The 13,985-nt window shown below is 47.7% G+C and carries 18 protein-coding genes; 16 read left to right on the forward strand and 2 right to left on the reverse strand.

Features of this window, described 5'->3' with window-relative positions:
• Together QQ055_RS06590 and QQ055_RS06595 are read right to left on the reverse strand one after the other, a co-directional pair.
• Nucleotides 1-213, reverse strand: a 213-nt coding sequence (locus QQ055_RS06590) for a hypothetical protein (RefSeq protein WP_286004404.1), incomplete at its 3' end; no start/stop codon positions are given.
• 7 nt (nucleotides 214-220) lie between these two features.
• Nucleotides 221-712 carry an ureidoglycolate lyase gene (locus QQ055_RS06595; RefSeq protein ID WP_284474167.1) on the reverse strand — a complete coding sequence of 164 codons (492 nt, stop codon included), beginning with the start codon at nucleotides 710-712 and terminating at the stop codon, nucleotides 221-223.
• A gap of 161 nt (nucleotides 713-873) precedes the next feature.
• Between QQ055_RS06595 and QQ055_RS06600 the strand changes: the two genes are divergently transcribed.
• The 16 genes from QQ055_RS06600 (at nucleotide 874) to QQ055_RS06675 (ending at nucleotide 13,984) form a co-directional block, all read left to right on the forward strand.
• Complete coding sequence (locus QQ055_RS06600) at nucleotides 874-2,139, forward strand: GTP cyclohydrolase II (RefSeq protein ID WP_284474168.1); 1,266 nt, start codon at nucleotides 874-876, stop codon at nucleotides 2,137-2,139.
• A 242-nt stretch (nucleotides 2,140-2,381) separates the two neighbouring features.
• Nucleotides 2,382-2,729, forward strand: a complete 348-nt coding sequence (locus QQ055_RS06605) for a DUF433 domain-containing protein (RefSeq protein ID WP_284474169.1) — start codon at nucleotides 2,382-2,384, stop codon at nucleotides 2,727-2,729.
• Nucleotides 2,730-2,829: 100 nt separating this feature from the next.
• A complete protein-coding gene (locus tag QQ055_RS06610; RefSeq protein WP_284474170.1) occupies nucleotides 2,830-3,060 on the forward strand; it encodes a hypothetical protein in 231 nt (76 codons plus the stop codon).
• Between the two features lie 61 nt (nucleotides 3,061-3,121).
• Entirely contained in the window at nucleotides 3,122-4,327 is a 1,206-nt protein-coding gene (locus QQ055_RS06615) for a URC4/urg3 family protein (RefSeq protein ID WP_284474171.1), read from the forward strand.
• A 25-nt stretch (nucleotides 4,328-4,352) separates the two neighbouring features.
• Entirely contained in the window at nucleotides 4,353-4,988 is a 636-nt protein-coding gene (gene upp / locus QQ055_RS06620; protein WP_284474172.1) for a uracil phosphoribosyltransferase, read from the forward strand.
• A gap of 80 nt (nucleotides 4,989-5,068) precedes the next feature.
• Nucleotides 5,069-5,209 (forward strand): hypothetical protein, encoded by a 141-nt coding sequence (locus tag QQ055_RS06625; RefSeq protein ID WP_284474173.1) that lies wholly within the window; start codon nucleotides 5,069-5,071, stop codon nucleotides 5,207-5,209.
• A gap of 104 nt (nucleotides 5,210-5,313) precedes the next feature.
• Entirely contained in the window at nucleotides 5,314-5,700 is a 387-nt protein-coding gene (locus tag QQ055_RS06630) for a C6orf136 family protein (protein ID WP_284474174.1), read from the forward strand.
• 45 nt (nucleotides 5,701-5,745) lie between these two features.
• Entirely contained in the window at nucleotides 5,746-6,933 is a 1,188-nt protein-coding gene (locus QQ055_RS06635; RefSeq protein ID WP_284474175.1) for a TRC40/GET3/ArsA family transport-energizing ATPase, read from the forward strand.
• 197 nt (nucleotides 6,934-7,130) lie between these two features.
• Nucleotides 7,131-7,844, forward strand: a complete 714-nt coding sequence (locus QQ055_RS06640) for a DUF305 domain-containing protein (protein ID WP_284474176.1) — start codon at nucleotides 7,131-7,133, stop codon at nucleotides 7,842-7,844.
• A gap of 130 nt (nucleotides 7,845-7,974) precedes the next feature.
• A complete protein-coding gene (locus QQ055_RS06645) occupies nucleotides 7,975-8,640 on the forward strand; it encodes a HEAT repeat domain-containing protein (RefSeq protein WP_284474177.1) in 666 nt (221 codons plus the stop codon).
• Nucleotides 8,641-8,643: 3 nt separating this feature from the next.
• Nucleotides 8,644-9,540 (forward strand): HEAT repeat domain-containing protein, encoded by an 897-nt coding sequence (locus tag QQ055_RS06650; protein ID WP_284474178.1) that lies wholly within the window; start codon nucleotides 8,644-8,646, stop codon nucleotides 9,538-9,540.
• A gap of 13 nt (nucleotides 9,541-9,553) precedes the next feature.
• Complete coding sequence (locus tag QQ055_RS06655; protein WP_286004405.1) at nucleotides 9,554-10,549, forward strand: HEAT repeat domain-containing protein; 996 nt, start codon at nucleotides 9,554-9,556, stop codon at nucleotides 10,547-10,549.
• Between the two features lie 188 nt (nucleotides 10,550-10,737).
• Nucleotides 10,738-11,655, forward strand: coding sequence for a HEAT repeat domain-containing protein (locus QQ055_RS06660; protein WP_284474180.1), 918 nt, complete (start codon nucleotides 10,738-10,740; stop codon nucleotides 11,653-11,655).
• A gap of 7 nt (nucleotides 11,656-11,662) precedes the next feature.
• The gene (locus QQ055_RS06665; RefSeq protein ID WP_284474181.1) at nucleotides 11,663-12,490 is read left to right on the forward strand and encodes a hypothetical protein; all 828 of its coding nucleotides are present in this window, start codon (nucleotides 11,663-11,665) and stop codon (nucleotides 12,488-12,490) included.
• A gap of 8 nt (nucleotides 12,491-12,498) precedes the next feature.
• On the forward strand, nucleotides 12,499-13,188 hold the full coding sequence (locus tag QQ055_RS06670) for a HEAT repeat domain-containing protein (RefSeq protein ID WP_286004406.1): 690 nt from the start codon (nucleotides 12,499-12,501) through the stop codon (nucleotides 13,186-13,188).
• Nucleotides 13,189-13,246: 58 nt separating this feature from the next.
• On the forward strand, nucleotides 13,247-13,984 hold the full coding sequence (locus tag QQ055_RS06675; RefSeq protein WP_284474183.1) for a HEAT repeat domain-containing protein: 738 nt from the start codon (nucleotides 13,247-13,249) through the stop codon (nucleotides 13,982-13,984).
• The last annotated feature ends 1 nt before the right edge of the window (nucleotide 13,985 follow it).

The following is a 13,985-nucleotide window of genomic DNA, read 5'->3' on the forward strand; positions in this document are numbered from 1 at the left end:
CGTTAGGAGAGTTAAAGGCAAAGGAACCGAGGTTAGAACGTAGTTTCCTGCCCATCTTTCGAGTTTGCCGAGTTCCGAGTTCCGAGTGGGGAAGAGAGTAGCGAATTCTGAGTAGGTATCAAGAACAATTGCTGATTTACCTTCGTTCTCCTCACTCTCTTCTTCCCCAACTCCCAACTCCCAACTCCCTTCTTCTTCCCCCCATCTCCCCATCTCCCTTCTAGAGAATCTCGCACGCTACACCGTAGATAGATTGCAAATTGCAAGTATCGCGGTCAGTAATATTAGTGTCGCTGAGTTCCAGGTTGTAGAAATCGATGTACTCTGTTTCAAAATAGGGGCCCGCGTGCCAGGTTCCCAAGTGGAGTTTAATAAAACAATCGCCTGGAATCTTAAAGGCTTGGATATCTTCGAGTCGAGGGTGAGGACTCTCTGCTGGAGGCGCAACGGCTATCCACCAGGATTTGCCCCCCAAAGCGCCTAAACATTGCGTACATTGGAGATGGCGAGTAATTCTTTTAAACTGGCGTCCATTGGCAGTCAGACGCATGATGTAAAACCGAGGAATACCGCGATTGAGGATTAACTGAGCATCCTCTGTATCGTAAAGCTTGCCGTCATCAACAGGTTTAATTAACTGACCGTAAGCTTGAAAGTTCTGTTTGCTCGCCTCTTGAGCAGAAAGTTGATGCACGAATGGGGATTGACTCATAAAGCGCCTATAAACGGTGGAATGTCAATGGGTCTGACTTCTAGGCTACTTGCCAAGCCGAAACTTGTTGCTAGAATTCTTAATTTATGGTTCGCCAACTCCGATTTTTCTGAGCATCGCTCAGTTCGCCGAAGCCTCAACTATCCAATTCTCTTCTTCCTATGTTAGAAAAGCCCAGTCGGTCTAAGCATAAGCATATTGTCCTGACCTCTCACCCGCGCAATGTTGGTTCCAAAGCAGTTGCAATTCATTGGGGGGAATGCGATCCTCTGAAGCGAGGCCCGATTGTGGCGACGGTGACAACTCCGGCTCATCGGAACGTGATTGGGACGCATTCTGGATCGTATGCAATTTATCGAGCGTTGGCGGTAGCGCGTAAAACACTGCAAGCGGATCATCGCGCTGACTTAACGAATACCTCACCTGTGGAACAAATTGGGCCGCATCCGAGTTGGTTCGATCCCGATAAGATTATCTCTCTCGATCCCTTTGGTGCAATGGTGGGTGAGGTTTATACCTCTTTCTACGAGCAAGGATACGATATTCGCCCCACGATCGCGATTACCAAAGCCCATATTAATATGCCGGAACTGCTCGATGCGGTGGCGAAGGGTCGCTTGCAGATTGATGGCAAGATTATGAAGGCGGGGGGCGATTTGGTGGTGACAAAAGCCGCTATTGAACCCGTTTGGTATTTACCGGGAATTGCCAAACGCCTAGGAATTGCAGAAAGCGAGTTGCGCCACGCGTTGTTTGAACAAACCGGGGGAATGTTCCCGGAGTTGGTGACGCGTCCGGATTTGTCGCTGTTTCTCCCACCAATTGGAGGCGTTACCGTTTATATTCTTGGGGAGATTGCAGCTATTACCGATCCGAATTCTCCGGTGGCAGTGCGGGTTCACGATGAATGCAATGGTTCGGATGTGTTTGGTTCGGATATTTGCACCTGTCGTCCCTATTTGGTTCATGGAATAGAGGAATGCATTCGCACGGCGCAACAGGGAGGGGTGGGAATTATTGTCTATTTCCGCAAGGAAGGCCGGGCCTTGGGCGAGGTGACTAAGTTTTTGGTTTACAATGCTCGCAAGCGACAAGAAGGGGGCGATCGCGCTGCGGCCTATTTTGAGCGAACTGAATGCGTCGCTGGCGTTCAAGATATGCGCTTCCAAGAGTTTATGCCAGATGTCCTCCACTGGCTTGGGGTGACTCAGATTGACCGTTTGGTGTCGATGAGCAATCTGAAGTATAACGCTATTGTCAATTCTGGGATTAAGGTCATTGAACGGGTTCCCATTCCCCCAGAACTGATTCCGGCTGATGCTCAAGTGGAAATTGAAGCCAAAAAGGCCGCAGGCTATTATACCGACGGGGATGTCCCCGATGAGATTGCGCTGACTCAGGTGATTGGACGCGGTTTAAGCGATTAGTAATAATTTCTAGATGGAGTTAAAAGCGGGAGACTTAATACTGATATGGGTGGCGCTGTGCTAGCCCATTCTACAATCGCGTTTGGCACAAATTGTTGCGATCGCGCTTGTTTGACAGTTGTTAAAATCTGCTGAATATACATTACTTTGCTAGAGAACTGCGATGACGTTAGCCTACCTGCGATCGCCCCAAGCTATTCGCGATCGCATACAATCAGGATTAGACTTCCCTAAGCAAACCTATGTCAGTTGTAGAATCTAAGGTCTATGTAGAGTATCGGAGTGGCAGTTACTGGATTGCAAATTCGCGAATCTCGCTCGACTCAGTGGTGTATGCTTTTCGTAAGGGTCTTTCACCAGAAAGCATCGTTCAATCTTTCCCATTGCTAACCCTAGAACAAGTGTATGGTGCGATCGCTTTTTACCTGGCTCATCGTCATACCATCGATCTCTACATTCTAGAAGAAGAGGCCGCCTTTGATGCCATGCCTCAGCCCTTACAAACAGATCAACCAATCTTATATCGCAAGCTCATGTCTTTTAAGGCACAGCAGGAGAACCTAGGGAGTGAGCATTCGTTACCAAGCTGATGCCGATTTAAATCAATTAATTGTAACAGCAACTTTGCGATAAGAGCCAACTATTGATTTTTAAACTGCTTCGGGTGCTGGATTGCAGGGTTTAAACGATTTGGAAGTGCTAGCATTAACAGCACAACAAGGACGTATTCTTGTTACCCACGATCGCAAAACCATGCCCATGTACTTTGCTGAATTTATTTCGCTTCATCAAAAAAGTGCAGGCGTTCTCATTGTATCCAAAAAGCTGACAGTTGAAGCAGTTGTTGCCGATCTTGTTCTCATCTGGTCGGTATCTACTCCAGAAGAATGGATCGATCGAATTGCTAAAATCCCTCTCTAGAAACCTGTAGATCGCAGCTTGTGAGTACAATAACATTACTTTACTTTACTAGAAAACTGCGATGACGTTAGCCTACCTGCGATCGCCCCAAGCTATTCGCGATCGCTGTAACATCTTATATGAACTCGCCTGTCAGGATAAACTGCAACATTTCCGCGTTGACTTATCCCAACTGGAAACCACCGCAGACTATGTTCTGCAAGTCATTCGGGAACATTACCCCAATTTAGATATTCCCTTTCATTCTCGCTGGCAGCATTTTGAAGTGGGCGGAATTTCGCGGATTGCTCAACTCAATGCTCAACTTGCCAGTTTACCCCCCATTGAGCAAGCTAAAGCAAAATACGATTTAGCCATTGTTAGCGTCTTACTCGATGCTGGCGCGGGTGCAGCTTGGAAATATCAAGAAGCAGAAACTGGGGGAACCTATCAACGTTCGGAAGGGTTAGCCGTCGCTAGCCTGCGGATGTTTGAAAGGGGGTTGTTTTCGAGTTCTGCTCAAAACCCCTTACAAGCCGATGCAGAAGGGTTAAAATCTTTAACGGAAAGTCGTTTAGCCGCAGGATTTCAAGTCAGTTCTGATAATCCTTTAGTAGGTCTTTCGGGTCGCTTGCAACTGCTACAAAAATTGGGTCAATCTTTAACCCATTATCCCGATTATTTTTGTTCAGACTATCCCCGATCCGGTAATTTAGTCAGTTACTTCTTAAGCCAAGCCGAGAACAAACAAATTTCAGCAAGTTTTATTTTTACAACTATTTTAACAGGTTTAGGAGAAATTTGGCCGGGAAGATTAACCTTAGATGGCGTTAATTTAGGGGATGTTTGGCAGCATTCCGCCTTACTTGATGCGGGTTATATTCCCTTTCACAAGCTTTCCCAATGGTTGACCTATTCTCTGTTGGAACCCTTACAAGAAATAGGCTTAGAAATTACCCAATTAAATGCACTGACTGGATTACCGGAATATCGCAACGGCGGATTATGTCTAGATTTGGGATTGCTGCAACCTAAATCCAATCGAATTTTAGAACAAGCGCATCAAGTCGATTCAGAAGTGATTGTCGAATGGCGGGCTTTAACAGTTATCCTCTTAGATAAAATCGCTCAAGTTATCCGCGAAAAACTGCAACTGAGCGAAACTGAATTACCCTTAGTAAAAGTCCTACAAGGCGGAACTTGGACAGCCGGACGAAAAATCGCCGCAGAACTCAGACCTGGTGGAATTCCCCCGATCCAAATTGACAGCGATGGTACAGTATTTTGAGATATTTTAGTCTCCTCCATCCCCTATGACTAGCCAAGTAACGCTCATCGATCATCCGCTATTACTGCATAAATTGACCCTAATGCGCCGTCAAGAAACCAGTACGGCAAAGTTTCGGGCCTTATTAAAAGAAGTCAGCCTATTAATGGCCTATGAAGTAACGCGAGATTTACCGTTAAAATACGAAACCATTGAAACGCCACTCGCCACCATGAACGCGCCTGTATTAGCGCCAGATAAAAAGCTGGTGATTGTCTCTATTATGCGGGCGGGACAGGGCATTCTAGATGGGATGTTGGAACTCATGCCTTCAGCGCGGGTGGGTCATGTGGGATTGTATCGCGATCCGCATACCCTCATCCCCGTGGAATACTACTTTAAAGTTCCCCAGGATGTCGAAGATCGAGATATGCTCGTAGTCGATCCGATGCTGGCGACGGGGAATTCTGCGGTGGCGGCGGTGTATCGCCTTAAAGAAACCAATCCTAGATCGATTAAGTTTGTCTGTCTATTGGCTGCGCCGGAAGGAATTGAGCATTTTCAACAAGAACATCCCGATGTCCCCATCTATACGGCAGCGATTGATGACAAGCTAGACGAGCATGGGTATATTATCCCCGGTTTGGGCGATGCAGGCGATCGCCTTTTTGGGACCAAGTAGACCCATTTGCGCGAACCGTCTGTCAAAAATGTAAAGTTCTATTAAGCTATAGAAGTTAACCTCTCTCAGGTTCTTTCGATATGGCGAACTCAGACGAACGCAAACAACGGATTATGGATCATGTTAAGCGCACCACCAAGCTTTCTAACGAGGTATCCCCCGCCGAGAAAGAACAGCGCAAACAGCGAATTATGGAACATATCAAAAGAACCCGGAACTAACCCTAAGCGGCATGGCAAAGCCGAGATAACAACGATAGGGTTGGATTAATTGATTATCTTCCAATCGGGGCGATCGCGCTCATCCCCCGAACCCTCATAGACCTATGGACATCCTCGACATCCTCAAACAAGACTACCAGCGATTTCCCAAAGACCAAACCTACAGCGTTTACGCCAAAGACGTATACTTCAAAGACCCGCTAAACGAATTTCGGGGAGTTGAACGCTTCAAAAAGATGATTCAGTTCATCGACACCTTCTTCATCAACCCCCAAATGGACTTGCACGACATCCAGCGCCAAGGCGATACCATCCACTACACCTGGACATTAAGCTGGAATACCCCCCTTCCCTGGAAACCCCGCATCTCCATTCCCGGTCGTACCGAACTCAAACTCAGCGACAGCGACACCATTACCTCCCATGTAGATTACTGGAATTGCTCGCGCTTAGACGTGGTGAAACAACACTTCGTCAAGAAAACCCGATAGAGTTAAAGAAATATAAAAGCTTTTCAGTTAGGACATTAACGATTTATGCGTGTAATTCTCATGACCGGGAAAGGCGGTGTTGGGAAAACCTCCGTCGCCGCAGCAACAGGCTTGCGTTGCGCCGAACTCGGCTATCGGACATTAGTTCTCAGCACAGACCCCGCCCATTCCCTCGCCGACAGTTTCGATCTAGAGTTAAGTCATGAAGCACGCCAAATTCGCCCTAATCTTTGGGGTGCAGAACTCGATGCGCTAATGGAACTCGAAGGGAACTGGGGTGCAGTTAAACGCTATATTACCCAAGTTTTGCAAGCGCGAGGTTTAGAAGGCGTCCAAGCCGAAGAACTGGCAATTTTACCAGGGATGGACGAAATCTTCGGGTTAGTACGGATGAAGCGCCACTATGACGAAGGCGAATATGATGTTTTAATTATCGACTCGGCCCCCACAGGAACGGCGTTGCGTCTCCTCAGCATTCCGGAAGTGGGGGGTTGGTATATGCGCCGCTTCTACAAACCCTTACAAGGGATGTCTGTAGCGTTGCGTCCCCTGGTAGAACCCCTATTTCGTCCCATTGCTGGCTTTTCCTTACCCGATAAGGAAGTGATGGATGCGCCGTATGAGTTTTACGAACAAATTGAAGCGCTAGAAAAGGTCTTAACCGACAATACCCAAACTTCAGTTCGCTTAATCACCAACCCAGAGAAAATGGTGATTAAGGAATCCTTACGCGCCCATGCTTATCTAAGCTTGTACAATGTTTCTACGGATTTAGTGGTTGCCAATCGGATTATCCCCGAAGAAGTGACCGATCCGTTTTTCCAACGCTGGAAGGAAAATCAAAAGCAGTATCGCCAAGAAATTCACGATAACTTTACCCCTCTTCCCGTTAAAGAGGTGCCTCTTTATTCTGAGGAAATGTGTGGGTTAGCAGCGCTAGAACGCCTGAAAGAAACCTTGTATGCCGATGAAGATCCATCACAAGTCTATTACAAGGAAAACACGATTCGGGTGATTCAAGAGAAAAATCAATACAGCTTAGAACTGTATTTACCCGGTATCCCCAAAGAGCAAATTCAACTGAATAAAACGGGTGACGAACTCAATATTCGCATTGGCAACCATCGCCGCAACTTGGTGTTACCCCAAGCGTTGGCAGCATTGAACCCTTCTGGGGCGAAGATGGAAGATGATTATCTGAAAATTCGCTTTGCGGATGCGGTTCGGGCTTAAAAGTCGTAGATTGGGTTAGCGTTAGCGTAACCTAACAGCAGCCGGGGTTGTGTTGGGTTTCGTACCTCAACCCAACCTACGCGACTATCTTTCCCCTCTCCCGATGGGAGAATGTGGCACTCATGTCGATTAGCCTTGACCCTCTAGCTGACTGGAGAGTTAAAAATAGAGGAGTCGGGTTAATTTTAGGCGATCTTATGCTATTCAAATTACTCAGAAATTACACGCTAGTTTTAACGGTGGCGGCTTTAGCTTCAGTCACGGGGGGAATTCTAGCGGCTTGTTCCGATCCTACCGCCCGCCAGCCGGATGCGGGTCAAAATCCTGGAATGCAGGAAACGGCTAGGAGTGGGGGACATGATGGACATGGGGAAATGCATCATGGGGGAATGGATCATAGTGCAATGGATCTGGGTCCTGCGGATGCAGAATACGATCTGCGCTTTATTGATGCGATGATTCCCCATCATGAGGGCGCGATCGCGATGGCGCAAGAAGCCCAAGAAAAATCGCAACGCCCAGAAATTCAGCAACTTTCCCAAGAAATTATCGCCGCCCAAGAACAGGAAATTGCTCAGTTAAGACAATGGCGGCAAACTTGGTATCCTGATGCAGACGAGACTCCCATTGCTTACAATCCGGAAATGGGTCATTCGATGCCGATGACGGAAGAGCAGCGGCAAAGTATGATGATGAGCATGGATTTAGGCCCTGCGGATGCCGAATTCGATCGCCGCTTTATGCAAGCAATGATTCCCCACCATGAAGGGGCTGTGGTGATGGCACAAGATGCCCTAGCCAAGACGCAACGCCCGGAGATTCGTCAATTATCCCAAGAAATTATTGCTGCCCAAGAACAAGAAATTGCTCAAATGCAGCAATGGAAACAACAATGGTACGCCTCTAATTAGATAAATTCAGGATTTTGAGAACTGCGCCTTAGCTGGGGGATACCTCCTGGCTAGGGCAAATTTTTAACTTTTAACTGGAAATTGACTGGATATGTTGGATCTGTTGATAGCGAAGTGACGGCTTATCGAGATGATGACTTTACCAGCGTGCGAACTAGCGAGCAATCCTTCTACGCCCCCTGCCCAACTTCAAGAACTTGCCAATAGCCCAGATGCAACGGTTCGCCGACAGCTAGCAGCTAACCCCAATACGCCCGTTACAGTGTTATGGAAATTGGGGGTTGAATTTCCCCAAGAAGTGGCTCAAAATCCGATTCTGCCCTTGTGCTTTTTAGAAAACCCAGAGTTTGTCATGCAGATGCCAATGGAAACGCTATGCAGTTTCTCGTATCTGGAGGCGGTACCGGAGTTTCTGCAAGCTTCCCTCAAACAGGTAAATTTTGGGTTTAAGCGCATTGTGGCAAAACAGGAGAATTTACCCCCGAATTTGTTGGCTTGGTTAGCAGAGGAAACCGATGCCGATCTGCGGTTTTTGGTGGGGAAACACGCCAATACTTCAGTGCAGGTGCTTGCCAAACTTGCTCAAGATAGCGATCCGCTGGTTCGTTATATTGTCGGGCAAAATCCCGTTACACCCGCATCGATTTTGAGGCAACTGGCAGCGGATGAGGATGGGTTTGTGCGTTGGGCGATCGCCTGTAACTTAAATACCCCTGCTGCAACCCTTGCCCAATTGCGTGATGATGCCGATGATTATGTGCGAGAAGCGATCGCCAAACATCCATCTTTAGATTAAGCCATGACACCAGACTCGCTTTTTGACCTCGCCAGCAGCCCCAACACGCCACCCGAACAACTGCTGGAACTGGCAACCCATACCGATGCTAAGATCCGTCAGCTTGTCGCTGCTAATTTCAGCACGCCTCCTCAAGCATTGTGGGCGTTAGGAGAAGAGTTTCCCGAACAACTTTTCGCAAATCATAGATTGCGCCTTTTGCTTCTCGAAGAGCCAAATTTAATTTATTGGATTCCTCTCAGCACTTTAATCCGCCTGTTTGAGTTTGAGACAGTGCCAGATTATTTAAAACAGGCCTTAATGCAAGCAGATTCTATGCTTCAAGGGGATATTGCCAGCCAGCCTCAAACGGCGGCTTCTGTTTTGGAGGGGTTAGCATTGCATGGCGATGAATGGGTGCGAGAGGCGATCGCGCATCATAAAAATACACCTATAAATACGCTCTTGCAGTTAGCCGCCGATCCAGTGATGCAGGTACGAGAAGGCGTGGCGCGTAACCCCAATTCTCCCGCTAGTGCTTTGCAACAGTTAGCAAGCGATCCGCACCAACAAATCCGATGGGCGGTTGCGCGTCACGAGCAGACTTCTGTTGCTACGCTCTTGCAGTTAGCCTGCGATCCAGATATTGATGTAAGAATTGCGATCGCTAATCATCCCCATACACCTATCAGTACGCTCTTACAATTAGCCACCGATCCAGAAGGGGAGGTGAAAAGAGCGATCGCGCTAAACCCTCGCACGCCGATCTCTATTCTGGAACAGTTCGCCAACGAAGGCGATCGCGCCATTCAACAAGCACTACTCAATAACCGCAATCTCCCGGATCGTCTCATTGAACCGTTAGCGCGAAAGTTAGAAAATAGTATTCCGATAACGATTCAATTCGATCCCTATCCCTGAAGGGAAGAAAGAGATGGCGATAGATCCTCAGATGCGACAGCAAGCCAGCAACCCCAACACGCCACCGGAACAACTGCGAGAACTCGCAACTTGTGAGGATGTCGCTATTCGTCAGTTAGTGGCTGCTAACCCCAATACGCCAACTGAGGTGTTATGGAAGTTAGGGAAAGAGTTTCCCGCACAACTCCTAGAAAACCCGCTCTTACCGCTGTTGTTTTTGGAAAATCCGAGCCTTTTTATTCCTTCAGATACCTTAGTCAGTCTATTTCAATTAGAGAGAGTCCCCTGTTATTTAAAACAAGCCTTTTTGAGGCAAAATGTAGAACTTCAACAAACCATTGCCCAAAACCCTAATATGCCTGTTAGCTTTTTTGAGTGGCTGGCACAAAGTTCAGAACCCTTAGTGAGATGGGCGATCGCCCAGAATCCATATATACCTCTCAGCACGATCGAGCAGTTAGCCAAAGATAGCGATTCAGGGGTTCGACGCGCAATTGGACTTCACTCTAAGACACCTGTCAGTCTTCTCGAACGGTTAGCCCAAGATAGCGATCCAGAGGTTCGAGGGGCGATCGCCGGTAAACCCAGTACCCCAGTACGCTGGCTCGAACGGTTCGCACAAGATCCCGATGCAGGGGTACGACGGGCGATCGCAGGCAACCGTAACACCCCCGTGCAGGTTCTTGAACAGTTGGTTCAAGATTCCGATGTCAAGGTTCGAGGAGCGATCGCCCTCAACCGAAACCTCCCAGTACATTGGCTTGAGCGACTAGCACAAGATGCAGACGCAACTGTTCGACGGGCGATTGCATACCAACCCAATACTACAACGCATTGGCTTGAACGATTAGCACAAGATACAGACACAACTGTTCGAGTAGCGATCGCACGCAACCTAAACAGCCCTAAGCCTTTACTGGAAAAACTAGCACAAGATAGCGATCCAGGGGTTCGAGTAGCGATCGCATCGCAACCCAAACAACACCAACGGATTGGCTCAAACAGTTAGCACAAGATAGCGATTCAGGGGTTCGAGTAGCGATTGTATCCAACCCAAACACCCCAGTGGATATACTTCAACGTTTAGCAGGGAATTGGGAACACTCGGTTAGCAGATGCGCCCAGGCTAAATTGGAAAAACTATTTCCTAATAGTTATCGGCGCAAAGATTGGGATTTCTAGCAAGGTAAGTGAAAAATGGCGATAGATACTCAGGTGCGACAGCAAGCCAGCAACCCCAACACGCCACCGGAACAACTGCGAGAACTCGCAACTTGTGAGGATGTCGCTATTCGTCAGTTAGTGGCTGCTAACCCCAATACGCCAACCGAGATGTTATGGGAGTTAGGAGAAGAGTTTCCCGCACAACTTTTAGAAAACCCGCTCTTACCACTGTTGTTTCTCGAAAATCTGAATTTGATTGATGAGATTCCTGAAGAGACGCTATTGCGCCTATTTGAATTAGACACATTACCCGATTATTTACAACAAAGATTAACCCAGGCAAGACCGGGAGGTCGATTGGCGATCGCCGAAAATTCCAACACCTCCGTACTTTGGCTCGAACTCTTAGCCCAAGATCCAGACTTAGACGTTCGAGGCGCGATCGCAGCTAACCCCAATACACCCGTTCATCTGCTCGAAACGTTAGCACAAGATTCAGAGCCAGAGGTTCGACGGGCGATCGCAGTTAACCCCAATACACCCGTTCATCTGCTTGAACTCTTAGCACCCGATCCAGAGCCAGGAGTTCGACGGAGAATCGCAGAAAACCCAAACACCCCAGTGCATATTCTGGAACTTTTAGCACAAAATACAGAATTCTGGGTGAGACAGGCGATCGCGCTCAACCCAAATACCCCTGTATATTGGCTCGAACACTTAGCTCAAGATCCAGAAAAATGGGTTCGACGGACGATCGCACTCAACCCGAATACCCCAGTTTATTGGCTCGAACACTTAGCACAAGATCCAGAACCAGACGTTCGACGAGCAATCGCACTCAACCCAAACACCCCAGTTTATTGGCTCAAACATTTAGAGAGCGATCGCGATCCTGACGTTCGCGAAGCCGCCGAGGTTAAATTGAAAGAACGATTTCCCGAACTGGCATAGGTGAAAAATGGCGATAGATTCCCAAGTGCGACAGCAAGCCAGCAACCCGAACACGCCACCCGAACAACTGCGAGAATTAGCAGCTTGTGAGGATGTCGCCATTCGTCAGTTAGTTGTTGCGAACCCCAATACGCCAACTGAGGTGTTATGGGAGTTAGGAGAAGAGTTTCCCACACAACTCCTAGAAAATCCTGTATTACCGCTGTTGTTTCTCGAAAATATAAATTTAATTCAGGAAATTCCCCAAAAAATTTTAATCCGCCTGTTTGAAATAGAGACAGCGCCAGATTATTTACAACAAGGATTACTCAAGGCACAAGTTGAGGTGAAAGTGGCGATCGCACAAAACCCTAACACCTCCGTGGATATTCTTGCATCTCTAGTACAAGAGCCAGAATCACAGGTTAGATACGTGCTTCCAGCTAACCCAAGGTCAAGGACTTATTGGTCTGAACTCTTAGATCTAAATCCAGAGCTAAGAATTCGACGGACACTCGCAGAAAACCCAAATACACCCGTTTATCTGCTCGAACTTTTAGCTCAAGATCCACAGGTTCGACGAGCGATCGCAGTTAACCCCAATACACCCATTCATCTGCTCGAACTCTTAGCTCAAGATCCACAGGTTCGATCGACGATCGCACTCAACCCAAATACACCCGTTCATCTGCTCGAACTCTTAGCTCAAGATCCAGACCTAGTGGTTCGATTCGGAGTCACAGAAAACCCAAATACCCCACTTAATACTCTCAAACGTTTAGAGAGCGATCGCGATCCTGACGTTCGCAAAGCAGCCGAGGTTAAATTGAAAGAACGATTTCCTGAACTGGCATAGGTGCAAAAATGGCGATAGATTCCCAACTGCTACAGCAAGCCAGCAACCCGAATACGCCACCCGAACAACTGCGAGAACTGGCAACTTGTGAGGATGTCGCCATTCGTCAGTTGGTTGTCGCTAACCCCAATACACCTACTGAGGTGTTATGGCGCTTAGGAAAACTGTTTCCCGCCCAACTCCTAGAAAATCCACTCTTACCGCTGTTGTTTCTGGAAAATCCGAATTTAATTGTTCAAATCCCTGACGAGACTTTGGTACGCCTATTTGAATTAGAGACAGTGCCAGATTGTTTATACCAAAGATTAACCCAGGCAAAACTGAACGTTCGACGAGCGATCGCCAAAAATCTTAACACTCCTGTGCCTTGGCTCGAACACTTAGCTCAAGATCCAGACTTAGACGTTCGATGGGCAATAGCAGACAACCCAAATACCCCTGTACCTTGGCTTGAATACTTAGCGCAAGATCCAGACGCCGGGGTTCGAGGGGCGATCGCCTGTAACCCAAACACACCAGTCCATTGCCTTGAAAAGTTAGCACAAGATCCAGAGCCAGGAGTTAGATGCGCGATCGCACTCAACCCAAACACGCCACTCGATCTTCTCCAGAGTTTAGGGAGCGATCGCGATCCTGATATTTGCCATATAGCCCAAGTTGAATTAAACAAACGATTGCTCGAACTTGCACAGGGGTAAAGATTTGAGCCATAACTAGAGAGCAAGTCGGTAATTTCAGCTTCCAGATAGGTGAGAAATGGCGATCGCACTCTTAGAGCAACTTGCTAGCAACCCCAACACGCCACCGGAGAAACTGCGAGAGCTGGCAACTTGTGAAGATATCGCCATTCGTCAGTTGGTTGTTGCTAACCCCAATACACCAACTGAGGTGTTATGGCGCTTAGGAAAACTGTTTCCCGCCCAACTCCTAGAAAATCCACTTTTACCGCTGTTGTTTCTAGAAAATCCGAATTTAATCGCTCAAATCCCTGACGAGACTTTGGTACGCCTATTTGAATTAGAGACAGTGCCAGATTATTTATACCAAAGATTAACCCAGGCAAAACTGAACGTTCGACAAGCGATCGCCCTTAACCCAAATACGCCAGGGCATTGTCTTGAACTCTTAGCACCCGATCGAGAAACTGGGGTTCGACGAGCGATCGCCCTTAACCCAAACACCCCAGTACATGGGCTGGAACTCTTAGCACCCGATCCAGACATCGGGGTTCGAGCAGCGATCGCAAAAAGTTCAAACACCCCAATCCATTGCCTCGAACAGTTAGCACAAGATTCAGACAAAGAGGTTCGATGGGCGATCGCAAAGATTCCAAAAACGCCAGTACGTTACCTCAAACAGTTAGCACAAGATCCAGAGAGGAGAGTTCGACGGGCAGCAAGCAACTCTCTCTATACTTTTGAGAGCGATCGCGATCCTGACGTTCGCAAAGCAGCCCAGGTTAAATTGAAAGAACGATTTCCTGAACTAGCATAGG

The organism is Geitlerinema calcuttense NRMC-F 0142 (genome assembly GCF_030285425.1).